General features: G+C 71.4%; 20 protein-coding genes and 1 pseudogene. 16 read left to right on the top strand and 5 right to left on the bottom strand.

All coding sequences use genetic code 11. The features are described from left to right. The first annotated feature begins 69 nt into the window (after window positions 1-69). From typA to KZ813_RS18070, 5 genes and pseudogenes are all read left to right on the top strand, one after another. On the top strand, window positions 70-1,893 hold the full coding sequence (typA, locus tag KZ813_RS18090) for a translational GTPase TypA (protein ID WP_219756387.1): 1,824 nt from the start codon (window positions 70-72) through the stop codon (window positions 1,891-1,893). Between the two features lie 167 nt (window positions 1,894-2,060). Then, the gene (locus KZ813_RS18085) at window positions 2,061-3,851 is read left to right on the top strand and encodes a PAS domain-containing protein (RefSeq protein ID WP_219756386.1); all 1,791 of its coding nucleotides are present in this window, start codon (window positions 2,061-2,063) and stop codon (window positions 3,849-3,851) included. Between the two features lie 312 nt (window positions 3,852-4,163). Then, window positions 4,164-6,695, top strand: coding sequence for a bifunctional diguanylate cyclase/phosphodiesterase (locus KZ813_RS18080; RefSeq protein ID WP_219756385.1), 2,532 nt, complete (start codon window positions 4,164-4,166; stop codon window positions 6,693-6,695). A 97-nt stretch (window positions 6,696-6,792) separates the two neighbouring features. Next, the gene (locus KZ813_RS18075) at window positions 6,793-7,281 is read left to right on the top strand and encodes a DUF805 domain-containing protein (RefSeq protein WP_219756384.1); all 489 of its coding nucleotides are present in this window, start codon (window positions 6,793-6,795) and stop codon (window positions 7,279-7,281) included. Between the two features lie 75 nt (window positions 7,282-7,356). Continuing rightward, a pseudogene (locus KZ813_RS18070) lies at window positions 7,357-7,704 on the top strand (DUF805 domain-containing protein); the annotation flags it as partial. Between the two features lie 71 nt (window positions 7,705-7,775). Here the strand turns inward: KZ813_RS18070 and KZ813_RS18065 are convergent. Both KZ813_RS18065 and KZ813_RS18060 read right to left on the bottom strand, forming a co-directional pair. Then, window positions 7,776-8,726, bottom strand: a complete 951-nt coding sequence (locus KZ813_RS18065) for an aldo/keto reductase (protein ID WP_219756383.1) — start codon at window positions 8,724-8,726, stop codon at window positions 7,776-7,778. Between the two features lie 64 nt (window positions 8,727-8,790). Continuing rightward, window positions 8,791-9,117, bottom strand: coding sequence for a hypothetical protein (locus KZ813_RS18060; RefSeq protein ID WP_219756382.1), 327 nt, complete (start codon window positions 9,115-9,117; stop codon window positions 8,791-8,793). Window positions 9,118-9,419: 302 nt separating this feature from the next. Between KZ813_RS18060 and KZ813_RS18055 the strand changes: the two genes are divergently transcribed. The 5 genes from KZ813_RS18055 (at window position 9,420) to KZ813_RS18035 (ending at window position 17,636) form a co-directional block, all read left to right on the top strand. Further along, a complete protein-coding gene (locus KZ813_RS18055; RefSeq protein ID WP_219756381.1) occupies window positions 9,420-10,370 on the top strand; it encodes an ArsR/SmtB family transcription factor in 951 nt (316 codons plus the stop codon). After that, window positions 10,367-11,308 carry a methylenetetrahydrofolate reductase [NAD(P)H] gene (gene metF, locus KZ813_RS18050; RefSeq protein WP_219756380.1) on the top strand — a complete coding sequence of 314 codons (942 nt, stop codon included), beginning with the start codon at window positions 10,367-10,369 and terminating at the stop codon, window positions 11,306-11,308. The genes KZ813_RS18055 and metF overlap by 4 nt, the downstream gene beginning before the upstream one ends. Window positions 11,309-11,460: 152 nt before the next feature. Then, window positions 11,461-12,507 (top strand): homocysteine S-methyltransferase family protein, encoded by a 1,047-nt coding sequence (locus KZ813_RS18045; protein WP_219756379.1) that lies wholly within the window; start codon window positions 11,461-11,463, stop codon window positions 12,505-12,507. A gap of 213 nt (window positions 12,508-12,720) precedes the next feature. Continuing rightward, the gene (gene metH / locus KZ813_RS18040) at window positions 12,721-15,414 is read left to right on the top strand and encodes a methionine synthase (RefSeq protein ID WP_219756440.1); all 2,694 of its coding nucleotides are present in this window, start codon (window positions 12,721-12,723) and stop codon (window positions 15,412-15,414) included. Between the two features lie 134 nt (window positions 15,415-15,548). After that, the gene (locus tag KZ813_RS18035) at window positions 15,549-17,636 is read left to right on the top strand and encodes a catalase (protein WP_219756378.1); all 2,088 of its coding nucleotides are present in this window, start codon (window positions 15,549-15,551) and stop codon (window positions 17,634-17,636) included. Window positions 17,637-17,811: 175 nt separating this feature from the next. Here KZ813_RS18035 and KZ813_RS18030 read toward each other — a convergent pair whose 3' ends face one another. Then, a complete protein-coding gene (locus tag KZ813_RS18030) occupies window positions 17,812-17,958 on the bottom strand; it encodes a DUF2256 domain-containing protein (RefSeq protein ID WP_183921959.1) in 147 nt (48 codons plus the stop codon). 112 nt (window positions 17,959-18,070) lie between these two features. Here KZ813_RS18030 and KZ813_RS18025 point away from each other — a divergent pair, with 112 nt between their 5' ends. Further along, window positions 18,071-19,129 (top strand): glycosyl hydrolase, encoded by a 1,059-nt coding sequence (locus KZ813_RS18025; protein WP_219756377.1) that lies wholly within the window; start codon window positions 18,071-18,073, stop codon window positions 19,127-19,129. Window positions 19,130-19,290: 161 nt separating this feature from the next. After that, window positions 19,291-19,791: a glycine zipper 2TM domain-containing protein gene (locus KZ813_RS18020; protein ID WP_219756376.1), complete on the top strand. Its 501-nt coding sequence runs from the start codon at window positions 19,291-19,293 to the stop codon at window positions 19,789-19,791. Window positions 19,792-20,128: 337 nt separating this feature from the next. Here KZ813_RS18020 and KZ813_RS18015 read toward each other — a convergent pair whose 3' ends face one another. Together KZ813_RS18015 and KZ813_RS18010 are read right to left on the bottom strand one after the other, a co-directional pair. After that, window positions 20,129-21,028, bottom strand: a complete 900-nt coding sequence (locus tag KZ813_RS18015; protein ID WP_219756375.1) for a Gfo/Idh/MocA family protein — start codon at window positions 21,026-21,028, stop codon at window positions 20,129-20,131. A 223-nt stretch (window positions 21,029-21,251) separates the two neighbouring features. Beyond that, entirely contained in the window at window positions 21,252-21,632 is a 381-nt protein-coding gene (locus KZ813_RS18010; RefSeq protein ID WP_219756374.1) for a hypothetical protein, read from the bottom strand. Window positions 21,633-21,753: 121 nt separating this feature from the next. Between KZ813_RS18010 and KZ813_RS18005 the strand changes: the two genes are divergently transcribed. From KZ813_RS18005 to KZ813_RS17990, 4 genes are all read left to right on the top strand, one after another. Then, complete coding sequence (locus tag KZ813_RS18005) at window positions 21,754-22,851, top strand: SdiA-regulated domain-containing protein (protein WP_373369292.1); 1,098 nt, start codon at window positions 21,754-21,756, stop codon at window positions 22,849-22,851. A 132-nt stretch (window positions 22,852-22,983) separates the two neighbouring features. Next, a complete protein-coding gene (locus KZ813_RS18000) occupies window positions 22,984-24,765 on the top strand; it encodes a YbhB/YbcL family Raf kinase inhibitor-like protein (protein ID WP_219756372.1) in 1,782 nt (593 codons plus the stop codon). Between the two features lie 210 nt (window positions 24,766-24,975). Continuing rightward, a complete protein-coding gene (locus tag KZ813_RS17995; RefSeq protein WP_219756371.1) occupies window positions 24,976-25,275 on the top strand; it encodes a hypothetical protein in 300 nt (99 codons plus the stop codon). Between the two features lie 185 nt (window positions 25,276-25,460). Further along, complete coding sequence (locus tag KZ813_RS17990; protein ID WP_219756370.1) at window positions 25,461-26,483, top strand: alpha/beta fold hydrolase; 1,023 nt, start codon at window positions 25,461-25,463, stop codon at window positions 26,481-26,483. Window positions 26,484-26,514: the final 31 nt, after the last annotated feature.

Below are 26,514 nucleotides of genomic sequence, written 5' to 3'. Positions count from 1 at the left end.
GCGCTCACTTTCGGCTATGCGCGCCGGCGACATCGCCCGCGGCCGCCGCGCGCCACCTCAGGAATCCGTATGAACCTGCGCAACATCGCCATCATCGCGCACGTCGATCATGGCAAGACGACCCTCGTCGACCAGCTCTTCCGCCAGTCCGGCACGTTCCGCGACAACCAGCGGATCGAGGAGCGCGCGATGGACTCGAACGACCTCGAGAAGGAGCGGGGGATCACCATCCTCGCCAAGCCGACCTCGATCGTGTGGAACGACACGCGCATCAACATCGTCGACACGCCCGGCCACGCCGACTTCGGCGGCGAGGTGGAGCGGATCCTCTCGATGGTCGATGGCGTGATCCTGCTGGTCGATTCGTCCGAGGGCGCGATGCCGCAGACCAAGTTCGTCACCGGCAAGGCGCTGGCACTCGGCCTGCGCCCGATCGTGGTGGTCAACAAGATCGACCGCGCCGACGAGCGCACCCAGGAGGTGCTCGACGAGGTGTTCGACCTGTTCGTCTCGCTCGAGGCCAACGACGAGCAGCTCGACTTCCCCGTGCTGTTCGCCTCGGGCCGCAACGGCTATGCCTCGACCGACCCTAAGGCGCGCGAGGGCACGCTGACGCCCTTGTTCGAGAAGATCGTCGAGCACGTCCCCGCGCCCAAGGTCGACCTGGAGGCGCCCTTCACCTTCCTGGTGACCTTGCTCGACCGCGACAATTTCCTCGGCCGCATCCTCACCGGGCGCGTCAACTCGGGCGTGGTCAAGCTCAACCAGCCGATCCACGCGCTCGACAACGACGGCAACGTGGTGGAGGCGGGGCGCGCCTCCAAGCTGATGTCGTTCCACGGGCTGGAGCGCGTGCCGGTGGAAGAGGCGCGCGCGGGCGAGATCATCAGCCTCGCCGGCCTCGCCGTCGCCACCGTGGCCAACACGATCGCGGACACGTCGGTGAGCGAGCCGCTCCACGCCCAGCCGATCGATCCGCCGACGCTGTCGATGCGCTTCGCGGTGAACGACTCGCCGATGGCGGGGCGCGAGGGCAGCAAGGTGACCAGCCGGATGATCCGCGATCGCCTGATGCGCGAGGCCGAGTCGAACGTCGCGATCAAGGTGACCGAGGCGGCCGACCGCGACAGCTTCGAGGTGGCCGGCCGCGGCGAGCTCCAGCTCGGCGTGCTGATCGAGACGATGCGCCGCGAGGGTTTCGAGCTCGGCATCAGCCGCCCGCGCGTGCTGTTCGGCGAGGACGAGAGCGGCAAGAAGACCGAGCCCTACGAGACCGTGATCATCGACGTCGACGAGGAATATTCGGGCACGGTCGTCGAGAAGATGAACCTGCGCAAGGCCGAGCTGACCGACATGCGTCCTTCGGGCGGCGGCAAGACGCGCATCACCTTCTCCGCGCCGAGCCGCGGCATGATCGGCTATCACGGCGAGTTCCTGTCGGACACGCGCGGCACCGGCATCATGAACCGGCTGTTCGAGAAGTACGGCCCGCACAAGGGCGCGATCGAGGGCCGCAAGAACGGCGTGCTGATCTCCAACGGCGCGGGCGAGGCGCAGGGCTACGCGCTCGGCCCGCTCGAGGACCGCGGCATTCTCTTCGTCGGCCACGGCGAGGCGCTGTACGAGGGCATGATCATCGGGGAGAACGCCAAGACGGACGACCTCGAGGTCAACCCGATGAAGGCGAAGCAGCTCACCAACTTCCGCGCCAGCGGCGGCAAGGACGACGCGATCCGGCTGACCCCGCCCAAGAAGATGACGCTGGAGCAGGCGATCGCCTATATCGACGACGACGAGATGGTGGAGGTGACCCCCAAGTCGATCCGCCTGCGCAAGCGCTACCTCGACCCGCACGAGCGCAAGCGCGCCAGCCGCGCGAAGGAAGCGGCGTAAGCGGGGCGGGGAGGGTGCGTCGGATCACCCTCCCCGCGGCGGTCATTCCCTTCATCCTCCCCTGCAAGGGGAGGATCGAGGTCGTGACGTCGTCCGTCACGATCCATCACTTCACCTAGGCTTCCCCTCTCTTGCCGCGCCGCCCCCAAAACGGCTACCGCGCTCACATGTCCCATGATTCCGTCCCCTCCGACCCGGCCGACCGCGACGACGTCGATCCCACGGGTCTCGCCGCCGGCAAGCAGGCCGAGGGGACGATGGACACCGGCGCCAACGAGCCGATCGAGCGCAGCGGTCTGCATCACTGGCGCGAGAGCACGATCACCGATCCCGACCTGAACGACCGCGGCGGTGTCTTCTTCGCCGCGATCGAGATGACGCGGATGCCGATGATCCTCACCGACCCGACCCAGGACGACAATCCCATCGTCTTCGCCAACAAGGCGTTCTTCGACCTCACCGGCTATGAGGAGGACGAGGTGCTGGGGCGCAACTGCCGCTTCCTCCAGGGCGCGCAGACCGATCGCAACGCCGTGGCCGAGCTGCGCCACGCGGTCGAGCACAAGTCCGCGGTGGCGCTCGAGCTGCTCAACTATCGTCGCGACGGCACGCCGTTCTGGAACGCGGTGTTCATCGGCCCGGTCTATGACACGGGAGGGACGCTGCGCTATTTCTTCGCCAGCCAGCTCGACGTCACGCGCCGGCGCAATACCGAGCAATCGTACCGCCAGGCGCAGAAGATGGAGTCGATCGGCCAGCTCACCGCGGGCCTGGCGCACGACTTCAACAACCTGCTCCAGGTCGTCAACGGCAACCTCGAGCTGGTCGCCACCGCCAAGGACCCGCAGCGGGCGCAGCGCTACGTCGCCGCGGCCCAGTCGGCCGCCGAGCGCGGCGCCAAGCTGACCCGCCAGCTGCTCGCCTTCGCGCGCAAGACCCGGCTGGAGCCGCGGCCGCTGGACCTCACCCAGCTCGTCTCCGAGTTCAGCGACCTGATCGAGAGCTCGGTCAACAAGCAGGTCGAGATCCATCTCAGCCTGCGCCGCGGGCTCGCGCCGGTGGTGGTCGATCCCGACCAGCTCGAGATGGCGTTGCTCAACATCGTCAACAACGCGCGCGACGCGATGCCCGACGGCGGGCTGGTGACGATCGCGACGCGCCCGCTCAAGCTCGCGCCGAGCGACTCCGAGGGCGGCGCGATCGCGCTGCGCGACGGCGTCGAGCTGGTCGCGGGCGACTATGTCGTGCTCGAGGTGCAGGACGAGGGCCATGGCATGAGCCCCGAGGTGATCGAGCGCGCCACCGAGCCCTTCTTCACCACCAAGGGTGTCGGCAGCGGCACGGGGCTGGGGCTGGCTATGGCGAGCGGCTTCGTGCGCCAGTCGGGCGGGCGGCTCGAGATCGAGAGCCAGCCGGGGCAGGGCACCATCGTGCGCATGCTGTTCCCCAGCGGCCGCGCCGACCGCGGCGAGGTGTCCCAGCCCGAGCCGCACGTCGCCGCCAACGCGATGGTCGACGACGGGCCCGACGGCGCGCGCCACATCCTGGTCGTGGAGGACAGCGACGAGGTGCTCGCGATCGCGCGCGAGATCCTCGAGAGCGCGGGCTATCATGTCTCCACCGCGGTGAACGGCGAGCAGGCGCTGCGCCTGTTCGAGGAAGTCCACCCGCGGGACCGGATCGACCTGCTCTTCACCGACCTGGTGATGCCGGGCGGCATGAACGGGCTGGTGCTGGCCGACGCGGTGGTGGAGCGCGACGCCTCGGTGTCGGTGCTGATGACCACCGGCTACAACGAGGAGCTGGTGATCAACGGCCCGCGCGCGCGCGCCACCGACGTGCTGAGCAAGCCCTATCGCCGCGCCGAGCTGCTCGATCGAGTCAGCCAGGCGCTCAACCGCCGCGGCGAGCGCGGCACGCGGCGGCGGCGCTCGGACTTCGGCGCGGCGCAGGTGTGATCGGCCGCCGGGAACGGTGACGCTGGCCCGCGCGGGGCGACGGCCGCGCGCGCCGGCGCGGCCTGGCCGGAATCTGACACCCACCAGGCCGAACCGGTCTCCGCGCGTGCCGGCAGGTCAGGCGGGACGGACCAGATTCGCGACGTGAGAGCTAATTCTCGCGAATGGAAATGCTGACGTGCGACGATTACCATTGTTGGTTGCCGCTTTCGCAACGCTTTGGCCGATGTAAATTACTCAATTTGAAAAGTTTTTCCCGCCTGTAAAACCCGGCGCTATGGTTTCGTAAGACATCCGTGCGATCAGGTCGTCATGACCGTGGCCTCGCCTTCTGCTGCCGAACGCGAAGATGCGCGCCTCCGTGCGCTGGCGCGGCTGCAGATCCTCGACACCGCGTCCGAGCCGAGCTTCGACCATGTCGCGCGCGTCGCCGCGCTGTCGCTCGGGGCACGGTACAGTGCGGTGTCGCTGATCGACGAGCACCGCGCCTGGTTCAAGTCGCGCGTGGCGATCACCGCCGACCATTGGCCCCGCGATTCCGCCTTCTGCACCCACACGCTCGGCGCGCGCGAGTTGCTCGAGGTGCGCGACCTTGCCGCCGACCCGCGCTTCGCCGCGCACGCGCTCGTCACCGACGGGCCGCGGCTGCGCTTCTACGCCGGCGCGCCGCTGGTCACCTCCGAGGGGCACCAGCTCGGCGCGCTCTGCGTGCTCGACGATCGCACCCGCCCGGAAGGGTTGAGCGCGGACGAGCGCGCGCTGCTCACCGCGCTCGCCGCGATCACGGTCGACCTGATCGAGTCGCGTCGTCGGCGCGACGCCGGCGCGATCGCGGGCGAGGTGATCGACCATCTGCCCGACGCGGTGCTGTGCGCCGACGCCGACGGCCGGGTGCTGTTCGTCAACGCCGCCACCTCGGAGATGCTCGGGTGGCGGGCGGCGGAGATGATCGGCCAGCCCCTGGCGCGGCTGCTGCCCGGGTGGGAGGAGGCGGCCGCGCGCGGGCTGGCGACGGGCCCGGTCGCGCGCGGCATCCTGCTCGACGCCAACCACGCCGACGGCTCCACCGCGGCGGTGGGAACCATGCTGCTGCGCTGCGGTCCCGACGACGAGCCCTGCCTCACATTGGTCCTGCGCGACGACCGCGACCGCCGCGCGCTGGCGCGCGAGAATGCCGAGACCCACGCCTTCCTCGACACCATCATCGATCATCTGCCCGCGATGCTGTTCGTCAAGGACAGCGCGACCGGCCGCTACCTGCTGACCAACCGCGCCGGCGAGCAGCTGATGGGGATGGCGCGCGCCGAGATGATCGGGCGCACCGCGCGCGAGCTCTACCCCCGTTGCGGCGACGGCTTCGAGGAGCAGGACCGCGCCACGCTGGCGAGCCCCGCGTCCGAGCAGCATTTCGAGAATGAGTTCGTCCGCCCCGACGGCACGCGCGTCAGCCTGCGCACCACGCGGATCGTGCTCGACGGTCCGGACCGCCCCGCGCAATATCTGCTCGGTCTTTCCGAGGACGTCACCGAGGTGCGTCGCGCCGAGGCGGAGATCCTGCGGCTGGCGCATTTCGACTCGCTCACCGGGCTGGTCAACCGCCACAGCTACGTCGATCGGCTCGGCGAGCTGATGGCGGCGGGGGCCGAGCTGGCGCTGCTCGCGGTCGACCTCGACCGCTTCAAGTCGGTCAACGACCAGTTCGGCCACGTCGCCGGCGACCTCGTGCTGGCGGCGGTGGGCGAGCGGCTGCAGGCGCTCGTCGAGGCGACCGACCTGGTCGCGCGCGTCGGCGGCGACGAGTTCATCATCCTCATCATCGGCGACTCGCCCGCGGTGCGCGCGCGCGGCGTGGCCGAGGCGGTGATCGCGGCGATGGCGCAGCCCTTCCCGACGCCGATGGGCACCGCGCATCTCGGCGCCAGCCTCGGCATCGTGCTCGCGCCGACCCACGCCGCCTCCACCTCCGATCTGCGCCACTGCGGCGACGTCGCGCTGTACCAGGCGAAGAGCAGCGGGCGCGGCGCGATCTGCTTCTACCACCCGTCGATGGACGCGGCGGCGCGCGACCGGCGCGCGCTCGAGCTGGACCTGCGCCGCGCGATGGAGCGCGGCGAGATCACGTTGCTGTACCAGCCCGTGCTCAAGGTGGACACCGGGGCGATGGCGAGCGCCGAGGCGCTGGCGCGCTGGACCCACCCGACGCGCGGCCCGATCCGGCCCGACCTGTTCATCGCGATCGCCGAGGAGAGCGGGCTGATCGTGCCGCTCGGCCGCATGCTCCTGCGTCAGGCGTGCGTCGATGCCGCGACCTGGCCCGAGCATCTGTCGGTCGCGGTCAACCTGTCGCCGGTGCAGTTCCACGCCGGCGAGGTGTACGACACGGTGACCGACGCGCTGGCCGCGAGCGGGCTGCCGCCGCACCGGCTCAAGCTGGAAGTGACCGAGAACGTGGTGATGCACGACGTCGAGCGCACCTTCGTCGAGCTCGAGCGGCTGCGCGCCGCCGGGATCAAGATCCTGATGGACGATTTCGGCACCGGCTATTCGTCGCTCAGCTATTTCGAGCGCTTCCCGTTCGACAAGGTGAAGATCGACCAGTCCTTCGTCCGCGGGCTCGACAGCTCGCGCGCGGCGGGGGCGATCATCAAGGCGATCGTCGGCCTGGGCGAGGCGCTCGGCATGGCGATCGTCGCCGAGGGGGTGGAGACCTGCGCGCAGCGCGACGCGCTGGTGCTGGCGGGCTGTACCCATCTCCAGGGTTATCTGTTCAGCCGCCCGGTGAGCTCGGCCAGCATCGCCGCGCTGGGCGCGGGCGGGCCGGACGCGCGCGCCATCGCCGCCTGAGCCGAGCGCGACATTTCGTCGCGCGCGCGGCACGCTCCATCGTGCGAGCCTCCTATGATGCGCCCGTGACCCGCCGCGTGGCGGGCGGGGGGTGCGAGTGGACGACTGGATCCGACCGTGGCGGCTGTACGCCGACTTCGACGGACGCGCGACGCGGCGCGATTTTTGGTGCTTCCATCTCGGCGCGGCGGGCGTGCTGGCGGCGGTGGCCGTGCTGTCGCGGCTGGCGGAGGATGCGCTCGCCTGGCTCATCGCGGCGCTCGGCCTGGGCGAGAGCAACGCCGCCGCGCTGTTGCTGTTCGCGATCATGCTCGCGCCGCTGCTGGCGCTGCCGCTCCTGCTGGTGCCGAGCCTGGCGGTGAGCGCGCGCCGGCTGCGCGACCTGCGCCTCTCGCCGCGCTGGCTGCTGCTGCTGGCGCTGCCGTTCGGCGGGGTCGCGCTGGCGGTGCTGCTGGCGCTGGGACGCGGGGCGAGGCGAGCGGGCGATGCGACGTCGTGCGATCGACCGTCGACCGCCCCCGTCGCGTCCGCCGTCGGCGAGGTCGCGATCTACGACCTCACCGAGCATGCGCGACTGCCCGCCTAGGCCGGCCTGAGACACGGGGGATAGAGTGTTACCTGCTCCTATCGCGCGACCGTTTTCCGCCGCTACGCGGACTTTCGCGGGAGATCCACGCGGCGCGAATATTGGACGTTCGCGGCGGTCGCGCTGGCGACGCTGCTGGCCACCGTGGCCGCCGCGGCGGCGATCGCGAGCGTGCTCCGGGTCGACCCGGACGATGCCCGAGTCGTGACCCCCTGCCTGCCCGTGGCGCTCGCGCTCCTGGTGCCGGGGCTCGCGGTCAAGGTGCGGCGGGTCCATGACATCGGTCTGTCCGGCTGGTGGCTGCTCGTCATGATCGTCCCGCTCGTGGGCGCCCTCGTCGACCTGCTGTTCGCGTTGAAGCCGGGTGACGCCGGCCCCAATCGGTTCGGCGCCGATCCGCGCGAGCGCGTCGCGTCCGTCTGAGCGCCCGCCACGGCGGGTCAGACGCGCGCGACGGGCGAGACGCGCGCGACGGGCGAGACGCGCGCGACGGGTCAGGCGCCCGCGTCGGTCAGCCGCCCGAGCTGCTCGGGCGAGAGCGTCAGCGCCATCGCGCCGAGCAGCTCCTCGACCTGCGTCGCCGAGGTGGCGCTCGCGATCGGCGCGGTGACGCCGGGCTGCGCGATCAGCCACGCCAGCGCGACCTGCGCGGGGGTCGCGCCGCTCTCGTCCGCGACCGAGTCGAGCGCCGCGAGGACCGCCGCGCCGCGGCCCTCGAGCCACTCGGCGACGCGCGCGCCGCGCACGCTCTTCGTCAGATCGCCGCGATCGCGGTACTTGCCGGTGAGGAAGCCCGACGCCAGCGCGGAATAGGGCACGACGCCGATATTCTCGGTGACGCAATAGTCCTGCAGCTCGCCCTCGAACCGGTGGCGCGTCACGAGATTATATTCGGGCTGGAGCACCTGATAGTGCGGCAGGCCGGCGGCGCGCGCCGTCTCCACCGCCGATTTCAGCCGGCCCGCGTGGAAGTTGGAGGCGCCGAGCACGCGCACCTTGCCCGCCGCGACCAGCCGCGCGAACGCCTCGGCCACCGCCTCCTGCGGCTGCGCCTCATCGTCGCGATGCGCGAAATAGAGGTCGATCCGGTCGGTGCCGAGCCGGCGCAGCGACGCCTCGCACGCCGCCGCGATCCGCGCGGGGGCGAGCGCCTCGCCTCCCTCGCCGGGCTGCATGCCGACCTTGGTGGCGATCAGCACCTGGTCGCGCCGGCCGCTCGCGCGCAGCCAGTCGCCGATCATCGCCTCCGACTCGCCGCCGTCGTGGCCATCGACCCAGGCGGAATAGACGTCGGCGGTGTCGATCATCGTGCCGCCGCCCGCGACGAAGGCGTCGAGCACCGCGTGGCTGGCGGTCCGGTCGGCGGTCCAGCCGAACACGTTCCCGCCGAGCACGAGCGGCGCGATCTTGAGGTCGGAGGCGCCGAGGCGGCGGAGATCGGTCATGCGCTACATCCCGGACAGGCGACCGCCGCCGCGCGCGTCGGCGCGGCGGCGGGATCGGTCAGGCTCACTTGTCGCGCAGCTTCTCGCCCGCGCGCACCATCGCGTTGCCGGTGGCGTCGGCGGCGCGGTCGCCGGTGTTGCTCAGCGCGTCGCCGGTGCGGTCACCCGCGTTGCTCAGCGCGGCGCCGGTGCGGTCGAGGCTGTTCTCGGCCGAGTTGAGCGCGCGATCGGTCGCGGCGTCGACGTCGTCGACCGCGTTCGACGTGGTGGCGGCGGTGTCGGCGGCCATCGTGTTCGCCGCCGCAGCGGACTGGTCCTGCGCCTTCTGGCTGCAAGCGGCGAGGCCCATCGCGGAGGTGGCGACGAGGGCGGCGATCAGCATACGCTTCATGGATTCTTCTCCCCTGTTCGTTACGCCGGCACAATAGCCGGGGGTTGCTGGCGAACGCGGCAGCGGGGCGAAAGGTTCAAGACGGAGGTGGCGCCTCCCCGATCCCCGCCCCGCGAGGGGAGATGGCAGCCCGGAGGGCTGATGAAGGGGTGCCGCCGGTGGTGGACCTACCGGCACATGCGGCCGGTTGACCCCTCCACCTTTCGGCCGGTCCCCCTCGCCTCGCAGGGGAGGATCGAGGTTCCATACCCGCGATCCATCGTTTGACCTCATATAAAGATATCTTTATATCTACTCGTCCGATGAAGCACGCCCTCGCCATCTTCAGCGCGCTCGCCGACTCGTCGCGGCTGCGCATCGTCGCGCTGCTCGGCGCGATGGAGCTGTCGGTCGGCGAGCTGGCGCAGGTGCTGGGGCAGAGCCAGCCGCGCGTGTCGCGCCACGTCAAGATCCTGTGCGACGCCGGACTGGCCGAGCGGCGCAAGGAGGGCAGCTGGGTGTTCGTCGCGCTCGGCGACCGGCGGCGGCTCGCGCCCGTGCTCGCCGCGCTCGACTCGCTCGGCGTCACCGACGAGGCCGCCGCCGATCTCGCGCGCCTCGCCGCGGTGCGCGCCGACCGCGCCGCCGCGGCCGCGGGCTGGTTCGAGGCCAATGCCGCCCAGTGGGACGCGATCCGTTCGCTCCACGTCGCCGAGGAACAGGTCGAGGCGGCGATGCGCGACGTGCTCGCCGACGCGCCGCTCGGCCGGCTGATCGACATCGGCACCGGCACGGGCCGGATGATCGAGCTGTTCGCGCCGAGCGCCAGCCACGCGCTCGGCATCGACAAGAGCAGCGAGATGCTGCGGCTGGCGCGCGCCAAGCTGGGCGAGCGCGGGCTCGCCAACGCCGAGCTGCGCCAGGCCGATCTGTACGCGCTGCCGCTCGGCGACGGCGCGGCGGACGTGGCGATCCTGCACCATGTGCTGCATTTCGCGCAGCAGCCCGGCGCCGCGATCGGCGAGGCGGCGCGCGTGCTGGCACCGGGCGGGCGGCTGCTGATCGCTGACTTCGCGCCGCACGACCGCGAGGAGCTGCGCGCGCGCGACGCGCACACGCGGCTGGGCTTCGCGGACGCGCAGATCGAGCGCTGGTTCGCCGCGGCGGGGCTGCTGCCGACGCGGATCGAGACGCTCGAGGGCGGCGAGCTGACGGTGAAATTGTGGCTCGGCCGGAAGGCCGGCGAGCCGTGGCGAGAGGTGAAGGCGGCATGACATTCTCGGTCAACCAGCTCGAGGAGGCGCGCCGCGCGCTGGACGCGCCGCTCTACGCCGACGTCGGCGGCGACGTCGACGTCAGCTTCGAGTTCTCGCCGCCCAAGAGCGAGAAGGCGGAGGAGATGCTGTGGCAGTCGATCGAGACGCTCTGCCCGCTCGGGCCGCGCTTCCTCTCGGTCACCTACGGCGCGGGCGGGTCGACGCGCGATCGCACCCACGCCACCGTGGCGCGGATCGCGCGCGAGACCGACGTGCCCGCCGCGGCGCATCTCACCTGCGTCGAGGCGACGCGCGAGGAGATCGACGCGGTCGCGCGGGAATATTGGGCCGCCGGGGTGCGCCACATCGTCGCGCTGCGCGGCGACCCGCCGGCGGGCGCGGCGGACTATGCGCCGCACCCGGGCGGCTATGAGAACGCCGCCGCGCTGGTGGCGGGGCTGCGCCGGCTGCACCCGTTCGAGATCTCGGTGGCGGCCTACCCGGAGTGCCATCCCAGCTCGGCCGATCTCGCGGGTGACCTCGACAATCTCCGGCGCAAGCTCGACGCCGGCGCCCACCGCGCGATCACGCAGTTCTTCTTCGAGGCGGAGACCTTCTTCCGCTACCGCGACGCGGCGGCGGCGGCCGGGATCGACGCCGAGATCGTCCCCGGCATCATGCCGATCGGCAGCTTCGCGGGCGTGCAGCGGATGGCGGCGATGTGCCGCACCGACGTGCCGGGCTGGCTGGTGCGCCTGTTCGAGGGGCTCGACGACCTGCCCGCCGCGCGCCAGCTGGTGGCGGCGACGGTGGCGGCCGAGCTGTGCCGCAAGCTCTACGCCGGCGGGGTCAAGCAGCTCCACTTCTACACGATGAACCGCGCCGAGCTGAGCTACGCGATCTGCCATCTGCTGGGGGTGCGGGCGGCGCCTCGGCGAGCGGCAGCGGCAGCTTGAAATAGATCCTCCCCGCGTGGCGGGGAGGGGGGCCGCTCGCGCAGCGAGTGGTGGAGGGGGCTCTCCTCCGGATGTACCGCTGGTGGAGAGCCCCCTCCACCAGCCCTCGGCTGGTCCCCCTCCCCGCCGTGCGGGGAGGATCGGAGATTGAGATGACCCCACGTGACACCTTCCTCGCCGAGGCGGCGAAGCGGATCCTGATCACCGACGGCGCCTTCGGCACCGAGATCCAGAACTGGAAGCTCTCCGAGGCGGACTATGCCGGCGCGCTGACGCTGGGCCACGACCAGAAGGGCAACAACGACATCCTCGCGCTGACCAAGCCCGAGGTGCCCGAGTCGATCCACCGCGCCTATTTCACGGCGGGCGCGGACATCGCCGAGACCAACACCTTCTCGGCCAACCGTATCAGCCAGGCCGACTATGGCGCCGAGGGGCTGGTGCGCGAGATCAACGTCGAGAGCGCGCGGCTGGCGCGCCGCCTCGCCGACGAGTTCCAGGCGAAGGATGGCCGCCCGCGCTTCGTCGCCGGCGCGATCGGGCCGACCAACAAGACGCTGTCGCTCAGCCCCGACGTCAACGATCCCGGCTATCGCGAGATCGACTTCGACTATCTGAAGGACGTCTACCGCGAGCAGATCGACGCGCTGGTCGAGGGCGGCGCCGACTTCGTGCTGATCGAGACGGTGTTCGACACGCTCAACGCCAAGGCCGGGGTGATGGCGGCGATCGAGGCGGGCGAGGCGCTCGGGCGCGACCTGCCCATCATGCTGTCGATGACGCTGACCGACCTCTCCGGGCGCAACCTCTCGGGGCACACGGTCGAGGCCTTCTGGCACGCGATCCGCCACGCGCGGCCGCTGACGATCGGGCTCAACTGCTCGTTCGGCGCGGAGCAGCTGCGCCCGCACGTGCGCACGCTGAGCGGCATCTGCGACACGCTGATCATGGTCTATCCCAACGCCGGTCTGCCCAACGAGCTCGGTGCCTATGACGAGGCGCCCGCGACCACGGCCGGGCTGGTGGCGGAATGGGCCGAGGCGGGGCAGGTCAACGTGCTGGGTGGCTGCTGCGGCTCGACCCCGGCGCATATCGCCGCGATCGCCGAGCGCGTCCGCGGCGTCGCGCCGCGCGCGATCCCCGCGCCGCCGGTGCAGACGCGGCTGGCCGGGCTGGAGCCGTTCACCATGGCGGCGTGATCAGATCCTCCCCGCCCGCGGGGAGGGGGACCAGCCGCAGGCTGGTGGAGGGGGCTCGCCACGCACGCCGCGCCGGCGAGGGAACGCCCCCACCGAGACGACCGCCGCGGAGGGGGCTCTCCGCCGGCGCCAGCATACGCGGAGAGCCCCCTCCACCCCGCGCGACGCGCGCCGTCCCCCTCCCCGCGAGCGGGGAGGATATGAGAGAACATGATGACCGCTTCCGCCACCCGCTTCGTCAACGTCGGCGAGCGCACCAACGTCACCGGATCGGCGGCGTTCAAGAAGATGATCATGGCGGGCGACTATACGCGCGCGGTCGAGGTCGCGCGCCAGCAGGTCGAGAACGGCGCGCAGGTGGTCGACGTCAACATGGACGAGGGGCTGCTCGACGCCCACCACGCCATGACCACCTTCCTCAAGCTGATCGCCGCCGAGCCGGATATCGCGCGCGTGCCGATCATGATCGACAGCTCGAAGTGGAGCGTGATCGAGGCCGGGCTCAAATGCGTCTCGGGCAAGCCGATCGTCAACTCGATCAGCATGAAGGAGGGTGAGGAGCAGTTCCTCCACCACGCCCGCCTCTGCCGCAACTATGGCGCCGCGGTGGTGGTGATGGCGTTCGACGAGGTCGGCCAGGCCGACACCCAGGCGCGCAAGGTCGAGATCTGCGAGCGGGCCTACAAGCTGCTCACCGGCATCGGTTTCCCGCCCGAGGACATCATCTTCGATCCCAACGTCTTCGCGGTGGCGACCGGGATCGAGGAGCACAACAATTACGCGGTCGACTTCATCGCGGCGTGCCGCGAGATCAAGGCGCGCTGCCCGCACGTCCACATCTCGGGCGGTCTCTCCAACCTGAGCTTCTCGTTCCGCGGCAACGAGCCGGTGCGCCGCGCGATGCACTCGGTGTTCCTCTACCACGCCATCCCCGCGGGCATGGACATGGCGATCGTCAACGCCGGCCAGCTCGACGTCTACGACGCGATCGACCCCGAGCTGCGCACCGCCTGCGAGGACGTGATCCTCAACCGCGACCCCGAGGCGGGCGAGCGGCTGGTCGCGCTGGCCGAGCGCTTCCGCGGCACCGACGCGGTCGCCGAGAAGGCGGCGCAGGAGTGGCGCGGCTGGGACGTGGTCAAGCGACTCGAGCACGCGCTGGTCAAGGGGATCGACGCGCACGTCGTCGATGATACCGAGGAGGCGCGCGCGGAGATCGCGGCGCGCGGCGGCCGGCCGATCGAGGTGATCGAGGGCCCCCTGATGCAGGGCATGAACGTGGTCGGCGACCTGTTCGGCTCGGGCAAGATGTTCCTGCCGCAGGTGGTGAAGAGCGCGCGCGTGATGAAGAAGGCGGTGGCGCACCTGCTGCCGTACATCGAGGCGGAGAAGGCCGCGGGCGGCGCCGAGCAGCGCGGCAAGGGCCGGATGGTGATCGCCACGGTCAAGGGCGACGTCCACGACATCGGCAAGAACATCGTCGGCGTGGTGCTCCAGTGCAACGGCTTCGAGGTGATCGACCTCGGCGTGATGGTGCCCTGGTCCAGGATCCTCGAGACCGCGCGCGAGCAGGACGCCGACATGATCGGCCTCTCCGGGCTGATCACCCCCTCGCTCGACGAGATGGTGACGGTGGCGGAGGAGATGCAGCGCGCGGGTATGACGATGCCGCTGATGATCGGCGGCGCGACCACCTCCAAGGTCCACACCGCGCTGCGCATCGCGCCGGCCTACAAGGGCCCGGTGGTGCACGTGCTCGACGCCAGCCGCGCGGTCGGCGTCGCCACCGCGCTGGTGTCCGACACGCAGGCGGAGGGCTTCGTCGCGGGCGTCGCGGCGGACTATCAGGCGGTGCGCGACGCGCGCGAGGGCAAGGGCGCCAACGCGCTGCTGCCGCTGGAGGAGGCGCGCAAACGCGGCTTCGCGGCGGACATGGCGCTCAAGGCGCCACCGGCGAAGCGCCCCGGCGTCCACGTCTACGACGCCTGGGACCTCGCCGACCTCGTCGAATATATCGACTGGACGCCCTTCTTCCGCGCCTGGGAGCTGGCGGGCAACTACCCCGCGATCCTCGACGACGCGGTGGTGGGGGAGAGCGCGCGCTCGCTCTACGCCGACGCGCGCGCGATGCTCGATCGGATCGTCGCGGAGAGATGGCTGACCGCGCGCGGCGTCGCCGGGCTGTGGCCGTGCCACCGCCACGACGACGACGTGTGGGTGAACGACCGCCACAGCGTCGACACGCGCTCGCCCGACGGCGGCAGTGTGCCCGAGGGGATGCACACGCCCGATCTCGACCGTCGCAACGAGCATTCGACCCGGCTGCCGTTCCTGCGGCAGCAGATCGCCAAGCGCGAGGGCCGCGCCAACATGTGCCTCGCCGACTTCGTCGATCCCGCGGGCGACTGGATCGGCGGCTTCGCGGTCGGCATCCACGGCATCGACGCGCATCTCGCGCGCTACAAGAGCGACCACGACGACTATAACGACATCCTGCTCAAGGCGCTCGCCGATCGGCTGGCGGAGGCGTTCGCCGAGCGGCTCCACGCGCACGTCCGCACCGAGCTGTGGGGCTATGCGCCCGACGAGCAGCTGACCGGCGAGGCGCTGATCCGCGAGCAGTATCGCGGCATCCGCCCCGCGCCGGGCTATCCCGCCTGCCCCGAGCACAGCCTCAAGCGCACCCTGTTCGACCTGCTGGAGGCGGAGAAGAACGTCGGGCTGGAGCTGACCGAGAGCTACGCCATGCTGCCGACCGCGGCGGTGAGCGGCTTCTACTTCGGCCACGCCCAGGCGGAATATTTCGGCGTGGCGCGGATCGGCGAGGACCAGGTCGCCGATTACGCGCAGCGGCTCGGCGTCGACGTGCGGCAGGCGACACGGCTGCTGCGACCCAATCTGGACTGAGCGCCAGCGCAGGGTCCGTCAGATAATTGATCTCTCTGGCGTTTCGGCGGGAACGTTCGGCCGTGCCCGCCGCTTCGCTCTCGTACCCCGCCGCGCCCGCACGCGTCCGCGGGCCATCGAAGCGAGGCCTTTCCATGACCGACACGATCCTGCGCAACCCCGGCAACGGCGGCGAGACGCACCAGGCGACCGACGACGACCATCCCGTGCTCACCACCAATCACGGCATGCCGATCAGCGACAACCAGAACCAGCTGAAGGCGGGCGCGCGCGGGCCGGTGCTGCTGGAGGACGAGGTCTATCGCGAGAAGATCAACCACTTCGATCACGAGCGCATCCCCGAGCGGATCGTCCACGCGCGCGGCAGCGCGGCGCACGGCTATTTCGAATGCACCGAGAGCCTCGCCGACATCACCGTCGCCGACCTGTTCCAGAAGAAGGGCCAGCGCACGGAGGTGTTCACGCGTTTCTCGACCGTCGCGGGCGGCGCCGGCTCGGTCGACACGCCGCGCGACGTGCGCGGCTTCGCGGTGAAGTTCTACACCAGCGAGGGCAACTGGGATCTGGTCGGCAACAACATACCCGTCTTCTTCATCCAGGACGCCATCAAGTTCCCGGACCTGATCCACGCCGCCAAGATGGAGGCCGACCGCGGCTATCCGCAGGCCGCCACAGCGCACGACACCTTCTGGGACTTCATCGGCCTGATGCCCGAATCGACCCACATGATCATGTGGGCGATGTCGGACCGCACGCTGCCGCGCACCTTCGCGAACATGGAGGGGTTCGGCGTCCACACCTTCCGGTTCATCAACAAGGAGGGAAAGTCGACCTTCGTCAAGTTCCACTGGAAGCCGCGCGCCGGCCTGGCCTCGACGATCTGGGACGAGACGGTGAAGATCGCCGGTGCCGATCCCGACTTCCAGCGCCGCGACCTGTTCGAGCGGATCGAGCGCGGCGATTACCCGGAATGGGACCTGGGCGTGCAGCTGTTCGACGAGGAATTCGCCAACAGTCAGCCGTATGACGTGCTCGACGCGACGAAAATCATCCCGGAGGAAGTGCTGCCGGTGAAGATCGTCGGCAAGATGGTGCTCGATCGCTATCCCGACAATTTCTTCGCCGAGACCGAGCAGGCGGCGTTCGTGCCGAGCCATGTCGTGCCCGGTATCGGCTTCTCCAACGATCCGCTGCTGCAGGGACGACTGTTCAGCTACACTGACACGCAGCTGTCGCGGCTCGGCTCCGTCAACTTCCACCAGCTACCGATCAACGCGGCGAAGGGTCGCGCCGAGGCGGCGGGCTGCCCGTTCATGAACCAGCAGCGCGACGGTCACATGCAGATGGCCGTGCCCAAGGGACGCGCGAACTACGAGCCGAACAGTCTCGCCAAGGCGGGCGAGCAAGCTGGCGCGCGCGAGGATCCGGACAAGGGCTACAAGACCTTCCCATCCGAGGAGCAGGGCCAGAAGCTGCGCATCCGTCCGGAGAGCTTCGCGGACCATTACAGCCAGGCGCGGCTGTTCTTCCGCTCGCTCGATCCCGCCGAGCAGGCGCACGTCGCCTCGGCGCTGGTCTTCGAGCTGTCGAAGGTGTCGTTGCCGCACATCCGAGTCGCGGTGCTGGCGAACCTGCGCAACGTCGACGAGGATCTGGCGACGCGCGTGGCCGACGGCCTCGCGATGGACCTGCCCGAGGCATCGCCGACCGCCGCACCGGTGCTCGACATGGAGCCGTCGCCGGCACTGCGGATCGTGCGCGGACCGCTCGAGAAGCACACGCTGGAGGGCCGCACCGTCGGCATCTTCTTCGCCGACGGCACCGATCGCGAGGAGTATGACTCGCTGATCGCGGCGGTGAAGGGCGCGGGCGGCCACCCGCTGACGATCGCGCCCAAGGTCGGCAAGGTGCCGCTGTCGGACGGCTCGACCGTGACCGCCGACGCGCAGCTCTTCGGCCAGCCCTCGGTGACGGTCGACGCGTGCGCGGTGATCCTTTCCGCCGAGGCCTGCGCCAAGCTGGTGAAGGAGGGCGCCGCGGTGCAGTGGGTGATGGACGGCTTCGGCCACCTCAAGGCGATCGGGCACAACGCGGAGTCGAAGCCGCTGCTCGACAAGGCAGGGGTGGAGCCCGACGCGGGCGTGACCGACCTCGAGCGCTTCGTCGACGCCGCCAAGCAGCGCTATTGGGACCGCGAGCCCAACGTGCGCACGCTGGCGTGATGGTGTGGGGGCGGGATCACGGTTCTGCCCCCTTCCACTCTCCTTCTTCGTCACCCTGGCGGAGGCCGGGGTCCAGATGCGGACCGCGTGGGCCCCACTGCCGCCTTCCGACTTAAATCCCCGCCCGCCCCGGGGTGACCAGATCCGACGGGCAGTTCACCCAGGCAGCGCCGGCTCACGCCTCCCGCGCACCCACCCCCCGACACCGGTCGGAGCAGTAGCGGACCTGCTCCCAGTCGCGCGCCCATTTCTTGCGCCACGCGAACGGGCGGTGGCAGCTCGCGCAGATCTTCTCGGGCAGGTGCGGTTTGCGATGTGCCATGCCGCGCCAACCCGCGAGCGCCCGCCACGATCCGCGGCGGCGCTAACCGGATGACAACCTAGCTCCTTTACCAGTCGGCGCTCCCTTTCTCCGAGAGTGAGCGCGCGCCGCCATGACCCGTCACCGTCCCCTCGCGCCGCTCGCCGCGGCGCTGCTGCTCGCCGGCTGCGGCGGCGGCGGCGGCCAGACCGGCGCCGCGACCGCGGTGGTGGTCGCCCCCTCGGCCGCGCCGATCGCCGCCCCCGCACCGGCGCCGACTCCCACGTCCACCGCCTCACCGTCTCCCTCGCCGAGCCCGAGCGCGACACCGGTCGTCACCGCCGTCGCGGCCGCGCCGGCGTTCCAGTCGGTCGTTTATGTCGGCAACGACGTGCCCGACCTTGCCGCCTATGAGGCGTGGCTGGGCCGATCGACCGACGGCGTCCAGCTGTTCAGCGGGCGCGCCGGCTGGGCCGACTGGTCGGACTCGATCGGCTGGCTCGCCGACCGCTGGAAGGGCGTCGCGCGCACGCATTACTGGTCGATCCCGCTGTTCGCCGAGGGCGGCACGCTCGCCGCCGCGGCCGCGGGCGACTATGACCCGCGCTGGCGCGCCGCCGCGGCGACGCTGCTCGCCGCCAGCCCGGGCGACTCGACCATCGCGGTGCGCACCGGCTGGGAGTTCAACGGCGACTGGCAGCCCTGGGCGTCCAAGGGCAAGGAGGCCGACTATCGCGCCGCCTACCGCCGCTTCGTCGCGAGCTTCCGCGCGGTGTCGAACCGGTTCCGCTTCGAGTGGACCCCCAACGTCGGTGATTTCGGCACCGACCCCGAGGACAGCTATCCCGGCGACGACGTCGTCGACCTGATCGGCATGGACTTCTACTACAACCACGAGTGGGACCCCGCCGACCCGGTCGCCGCGTTCAACTACAAGGTGTCGGAGCGCTACGGCCTCGCCTGGCACCAGGACTTCGCCGCGCGCCACGGCAAGCCGACCGCTTATGCCGAATGGGGGGTCAGCCGCGACTCGGACGCGCCCTATGTCGCGCTCGCGCTCGCCTGGTTCGCCGAGCACAAGGTGGTCTATGCCTCTTATTGGAACTCGAACGCCGCCTATTCGGGTAAGCTGAGCGACGGTCAATATCCGGCGGTGGCGAGTGCCTATCGCCTGCTCTCGGCAGGTAAGTGATACTTGCCAGTGATTTGGCCGGAGCAGGCGGGATCGGTGGCGAGCGCCGGCTGAACCGCGGCTAACCGCGGCATTCAGGCGGCGCTCAAGCGCCGGTTTCTATCACGAAGCTCGTCGCGGCCCGATCGGCGCGCGGCGGGTGAGGGACAGGAGCTGGAACGATGCTGGGGAAATTCTCGGTCGCCATGGGATCGGTCGCGCTCGCGGCGGCGGCGCTCACCCCGGGCGCAGCGCACGCGCAGCGCTACCACGAGCGCGAGGTGTACGAGCGCGACTATGACCCGCGCGGCTATGACCGGCGAGACGATGACGACGACGGCTATCGCGACCACGCGCGCGCCTATCGCCAGGCCTATCGCGACGGCTGGAATCGCGAGCCCGCCTATGGCTACGAGGATCGCGACCGCGGCGATGAGCGCTACGCGCGCCGCGTCTACGAGGACCGCGGGCGCTACGACGATCGCCGCTACCGCTATGCCGGCGGGCGCTGCCAGAGCGGCACCACCGGCTCGATCGTCGGCGCGATCGCGGGCGGGCTGCTCGGCCGGACGATCGACCGGGGCGGCGACCGCACGCTGGGCACGGTGCTCGGCGCCGGGGCGGGCGCGCTCGCGGGCAACGCGGTGGAGCGCGCCGACAACGCCGATTACTGCCGGCGGTGAGGCGCAGGGGCGGCGGCCGGCGCCGCGTCCCGCCTGGCCGAGCTGGACGATGATCCCCGTCGCTTGAGGCCGAGCGCGTTCCCGCGCGAGCGGGAGTCCAGGACCACGGGCGCTAGAGGCTGATCCATCTGGTGTGAGCCATCGGGGTGCTCCCGCGGACGCAAGAGCAGTTAGCCGCGAGCGTCACGCCCGAGGCCCCGGGCTCCGGCGTCCGCCGGAGCACGGGTGAGCCTGGATGGCTGTCCCCCTGACCGAGGACGCATCGCGGGCGCCGCGCCGACGATCCTCTCATCGCAGGGAAGATGAGGTGCGGCTCGCCACCGGCCGGCCGCCGCACTCACCCCTTCGCCTCGGCGTCGCGCACGATCTCCTCGCAGAGCGCGTGGGTGCGTAGGATCGCGGCGGCGTCGGTCGGGCGGCGCTCGCGCGCGGCGGCGAGGAAGTCGTCGCACATCGCGTCGAAGCCGCGCTGCCGCGCCACCGCGGTCCAGTCGCCGCGCCGGCGTCGTACCTGCGTGCCGGCGGAATCGACCCGCTCGGCGAGGTCGAGCACGCTGTGGCGCTCGCCCGCGCCGATCACGTCGAGCCGCTCCTCGTCGAGCCCGCTGTCGCGGTGCATCGTGCCCACCGCGCTGAAGCCCTCGCCCGCCAGCGTGAGCGTGATCGCGTGGAGCAGCCCGCCCGCGACCTGGGTCACGATCAGCTGGCGTTGCACCGGCGCGGGGGCGAGGAACAGCAGGGTGTCGACGACGTGGATGAAGTCGTCGAATACCACGCGGCGGGCGCGGTCGGGCTGGCGGTGGCGATGCTTCTCCAGCGTGATCAGGCTGGCGCCGCGGCCGCGCAGCGCGGCATAATCGGGCGCGAAGCGGCGGTTGAAGCCCACCGCGAGCGGCGTGCCGCGGCGCACCGCGGTCTCGACCAGCGCCTGGGCCGCGGCGAGCGTGTCGGCGAGCGGCTTGTCGACGAAGGTGGGGACGCCGCGCTCGAGCAGCGCTGCGACGAGCTCGGGGTGCGCGGGCGTGGCGGCATGGACGAAGGCGGCGTCGAACCGGCTGGCGGCGAGCGCCGCGTCGAGGCTGGCATGATGGTGAGTCAGGCGGTGATCGCGCGCCACCTGCGCGCGCACCGCGGGGTCGCGCGTGGCGACGTGCAGCTCGACGTCGCCGCGCGACGACAGCACGGGCAGATAGGCCTTTCGGGCGATATCGCCCAGCCCCACCATCAGCACGCGCATCATCGTCTCCGCCGCCCGTGGTGTCGCCCTAGGATCTGATCCATCTCCATCGACCCGTGCTGCGGCGAACGCCGGGGGCCAGGGTCGGAGACGTGGCTCTGGGCTCCTGCCGCAGAAGGACCCCGCTGGTTCACACCAGAGGGATCAGCCTCTAACCCGCCGGGCGCGGACGGCAAGCGACCCGTGCCGGCGGGCGGGGCGATCACCCCGCCCGCCGCGCGGCTCACTTCTTCGTGCGCGCGCGCTTCGGCGCCGCGGCGGCCGCGGCATCCTCCTCCTCGTCGGGCTGCTCCTCGCCCGCCTCGCTCAGCGCCGCCCCGAGCGCCTTGAGCTTGTCCTGCTGCTTGTCCGCCTTGTCGGCGATCTTCGTCGTCGCCGCGCCCAGGCGGTGGAGCAGGTCGTGGACCCGGTCGGCGTCGGGCTGGTCCTTCTCGAGCTGCTTGCGCAGCGACGCGAGGTCGCGGAGGATGCCCTTGGCGCCGGTCGTGTCCACCTCGGCCAGCGCGGCCTCCCAATCCTCCACCATCGTCGCACCCTTGGCGGGCTTGGTGTCTTCCAGGCCCCGGTTGATCGCGTTCATCGTTCCGGCGAATTTGACGGCCATCGCTTGGATCCTCCTCATCGCCGGTTCGGCCCGGCGTTCGTCAACGACGCGTGAGGTCAAAAGAACCAAGGTATTTCAGCTAAATCAGCGGATCATCCGGGCAAGCGGTCACGTGCGCCTCATGGTTAACGAATTCGTCATCACGCCGTCACCGCGCTGGCCGAGACCCGTCGCGTCCGCCTCCCGCAGGGACGGAGCGCGGGTGACGGATACGAGGGGGAACGCGATGAAGACGATGCTGTTGTGCGCGGGGATGGCCGCGGTCGCGCTCGGGGCGACCCCGGCCGCGGCGACCGGCCTGCTCGACCAGTATAGCGTGAGCTACGCCAAGCCGATCGACACCCAGGAGGCCAGCGCCGTCGCTTATAATTGGGACACGCGGCGGCTGATGGTCACCAACGACGAGGAGGACAGCGCCGGCCGCAGCGTGTGGGGCGAATATGACCTGAGCGGCAACAAGACCGCGACGATCATCCTCAACGGCTGCCTGTCGCTGGGCTCCGCGCAATGCGACCCCGAGGGGCTCACCTATGTCGGTGGCGGGCGCTACGCGGTCGCCGAGGAGCGCTACCAGGACATGGCGCTGATCGGCGAGGTCGGCTCGAGCGGCGACACCCGCACCTACACCGCCTATCCCGACGCGCCCACGGTCAGCGTCGGCCCCGACGCGGGCAACAGCGGGCTGGAAGGCATCGCCTACGACCGCACCACCGGCACCTATTACGGGGTCAAGGAAACCTCGCCGCAGACGGTGTGGCAGATCACCGACGTCGACTTCGCGCGCGGCGCCGGCACGGTAACGTCGCTGTTCGATCCCGCGCCGCTCGGGCTCAACCGACTGTCCGACATCGCGGTGCTGAACAACGGCGCGCTGGCCGGCACGCCGTTCGGCGACAACCTGCTGCTGCTCAGCGGCCGCTCCTTCCAGCTGCTCGAGGTGACGAAGGCGGGCGCGCTGGTCAGTTCCTACGACCTGTCCGGGTTCAAGTCGCTGGTCGATCCGGCCGACGAGGGCGGCAAGTTCGAGGGCGTCACGCTCGACGACGGCGGCAACATCTATCTCGTCAGCGACGACGGCGACGGGCCCAACCAGTCCTACTTGGTCAAGCTCGGCTATACCGCGGCGGTGCCCGAGCCGGCGACCTGGGCGATGATGATCGCCGGCTTCGCGCTGGTCGGCGGCGCGCTGCGGCGGCGCCGTCCCGCCGCGCTCGCCTGAGCGGGGCGGCGGCGGCCCGCGCGCGCCGGCTCACCTAAGGGCCGCGCGCGACGGGCGTCGCGCCCGTTCCGCCCTATCCTCGGAGCCGCCGCGCGCGCGGCGCATTATGCCTGCATCGTGGAGGAGACGACGATGAAGGCCGCGCTGCTCGCTTATGCCCTGTTGCTCCCGCTGACCGCCGCGGCGCAGAGCAGCCCGGAGGACGATGACAAGCGACCCGTGGCGGCGCATTTCTACGAGCTGACCCCGCGCAAGCCCGGCGCCGACTTCGCCGCGTCGCTGCGCGTGCCGCGCGGCTATCGCGTCGGCGTGTGGGCCAGCGACCTCGGCAACGCGCGGATGCTCGCGGTAGCACCCGACGGGGCGGTGTACGTCAGCCGGCGCTCCGAGGCCGACATCGTCCGCCTCGTCGACGCCGACGGCGACGGCCGCGCCGACGGGCCGCCGACCGTGATCGTCAATCGTCCCGGGCTGCACGGGCTGACGATCCACGGCGGACAGCTCTATTTCATGACCGCGCGCGAGGTGTTCCGCGCGCCGCTCCGCCCCGACGGCACGATCGGCACGGTGGAGACGCTGATCGACGACCTGCCCGACGCGGGCCAGCACCTCAACCGCACGCTCGCGGTGGGCCCCGACGAGATGCTGTACGTCAGCGTCGGCTCGACCTGCAACGCGTGCGACGAGTCGAGCCAGGAGAATGCGACGCTGCTGCGCGCCAGCCTGGACGGCAAGCGCCGCTCGGTCTGGGCCTCGGGCCTGCGCAACACGATCGGCTTCGGCTGGCACCCGCGCACCGGCGAGCTATGGGGCTGGGACCAGGGCATCGACTGGCTCGGCGACGACCTCCAGCGCGAGGAGATCAACCGGATCGAGCGCGGGCGCCGCTACGGCTGGCCCTATGTGTTCGAGGACGGCCAGCGCAACCCGCAGGACGAGCCGCCCGGCGGGCTCACCGCGGCGCGCTGGGCCGCGGCCTCGACCGCGCCGACGCTGATGCACGTCGCGCACTCGGCGGGCATGCAATGGGCCTTCCACCCGGGCGGCGGCTTCGGCCCCGACGTCGGCGGCGACGCCTTCGTGGCGCTGCACGGCAGCTGGAACCGCAAGCCCGCGTCGGGCTACGAGCTGGCGCGCGTGCGCTTCGACTCCGCCGGGCGGCCGACGCGCGTCGAGAGCTTCGTCAGCGGCTTCATGAGCCGCGACGGCACCAGCCAGTACGGCCGCCCGTGCGGCGTGGCGGTGCTGCGCGACGGCTCGCTGCTGCTGTCCGACGACGCCAACGGCATCCTCTACCGCGTCAGCTACGAGGGTGCCGCCGGCCGGGCCGCGCCGCTCACGCCGCCGGCGGGGCCAATGCGCGAGCAAGCGGCGCGCGGCACGGACGTGCCGCTCGCGCTGGCGCGCCCCGAGACGGCCGCCCGGGGCGCGCCGATCGCGGTCGCGGCCGACGCCTTCGCCGCGGGGGGCACGATCCCGCGCGAGCACAGCGAATATGGCCTCGGCATCTCGCCCGCGCTGCACTGGGCCGCGGTGCCCGGGGCGGCCAGCTACGCGATCCTGGTCGAGGACCCGGACGGCGCGGCGCGGCCGGTGGTGCACTGGCTGGCATGGAACATCCCGGCGGGCACGCGCGCGCTCCCCGCCGGCCTGCAGGAGCGCGACCGGCTCACCGGCGGCGCGCTCGAGGGCATGATGCAGGGCATGACGACGCGCGGCACGATCGGCTGGTACGGGCCGCGCCCGCCGCTCGGCGATCGACCGCACGCCTATCACGTCCAGGTGCTGGCGCTCGACCGCCAGGTCGAGCTGCCGCTCGGTGCGACGCGCGATCAGCTGCTCGCCGCGGTCGCCGGTCACGTGCTCGCGCGCGGCGAGACGGTGGGGCGGTTCGGCGAGCCGGCGGCGCGGTGACGGGCTTCACCGCGTGAGACCGGCCGCGTTCCGGCTCGTCCCCGCGCGCGCGAGGTGGGGACGGCGCGAAGGGCCGGCCGAGGAGTGTCGCGTGTCGCGGTGGGTAGTGCGGCGGCGGATCATCCACCGCCTTGCCAGCGCACCTCGTAGCAGAGGATCGGATCATCGACCGGCCTAGCCACGGCCGCCGCCCTTCGCCAGGATCGCCCCATGACCGACGACGCCGCGCTCACGCTCCTCCATCGCGACCAACCACCCGCGGCCGGCGGGCTGCTCCGCGCGCTGTGGCATGGCGCGCGCGGCGAGTGGGAGGCGGCGCACGCGATCGCGCAGGATGACCTGAGCGCCGCGGGTGCCTGGGTCCACGCCTGGCTCCACCGCCTCGAGGGTGACGACGCCAACGCCGCCTATTGGTACCGCCGCGCCGGACGCGTCGCCGCCGCGGGTCCGACCGAGGACGAGGCGCGCGCGATCACCACCGCGCTGCTCCGGGACGAGCGCGCGAGCTAGGCCATGATCCTCGACGCCCTCCGGCCTGCGCCGGAGCCCGGTCCGGCTCGGATGGATCTCACCCCAGACTAGCGGGCGGGCCGGCCGGCAGCGCGCCCGCGCGCCGGCGAGCGCCGGAGCACGGCCGTCTGCTCGCCCTCCGCTCTCCCGCGGATATCCCGCACCGTCCGACGGTTCACCCGATCATGTCGCACCGCTTCCTCGCCGCCGCGCTCTGCCTCGCGCCCGCCCTCGCGCTCGTCCCCGCTGGCGCGTCCGCGCGCGACGTCGCGCTCGGCGCGGACCTGGAGCGCTTCGCTTATCCGGCGCCGGTGCATTGGTTCGTCGCCGACTCGCAGGGATCGCGCGTGCGGATGGCCTATCTCGACGTGCCGCCGTCCGCGGCGGCCAACGGCACGACCGTGGTGCTGCTCCACGGCAAGAACTTCTGCGCGGCGACCTGGTACGACACCGCGAGGCGGCTCGCCGCGGCGGGATATCGCGTGATCGCACCCGACCAGATCGGCTTCTGCAAATCGTCCAAGCCCGCGGGCTATCAGTATAGCTTCCACGCCATGGCGACGCTGACCCGCGCGCTGCTGGAGCGCGCGGGGACGGGCAGGGTGGTGCTCGTCGGCCATTCCACCGGCGGCGTGCTCGCCGCCCGCTTCGCATTGCTCTTCCCCGACCGGGTCGCGCGCCTGGTGCTGGTCAACCCGCTCGGGCTCAACGACACGCTCGCCGAGGGCGTGCCTTATGCCGATCTCGGCACGCTGCGCGCGGAGGAGGCGAAGACCAGCGCGGCGACGATCAAGGCCTATCAGCTCCGCAATTACTATCACGGCAGCTGGCGCCCCGCCTATGATCGCTGGGTGGCGATGCTGGCCGGGCAATATGCCGGGGCGGACGGCGACCGGGTGCGCGACGCGCAGGCGCGGCTGTCCGACATGATCCAGACCCAGCCCGTCGCGGCCGAGCTGCCGCGGCTGACGGTCCCCACCGTGCTGCTGATCGGGCAGCGCGACCTCACCGCCTTTCGCGCCGGCACCGCGCCGCCCGCGACGCGCGCCGCGATCCGCACCGTGCCGCAGGCGGCGGAGCAGGCGGTGGCGCGGATCCCCGGCGCGCGTCTGGTGCGGCTCGATGCGCTGGGCCACGCGCCGCAGGTGGAGGATCCCGAGACCTTCTTCGCGGCGCTGCGGACCGCGATCGCGCCGGCCGCTCGCTGACCGAGCGACGGGCGAAACGCGTCGTCGCTGT

Origin of the sequence: Sphingomonas folli, from assembly GCF_019429525.1 — a bacterium.
In the GTDB taxonomy this organism is placed as follows: Bacteria; Pseudomonadota; Alphaproteobacteria; order Sphingomonadales; family Sphingomonadaceae; genus Sphingomonas; species Sphingomonas folii.
Note: the sequence above shows the minus strand (reverse complement) of the source record. Positions and strands in the feature narration are given on the sequence as shown.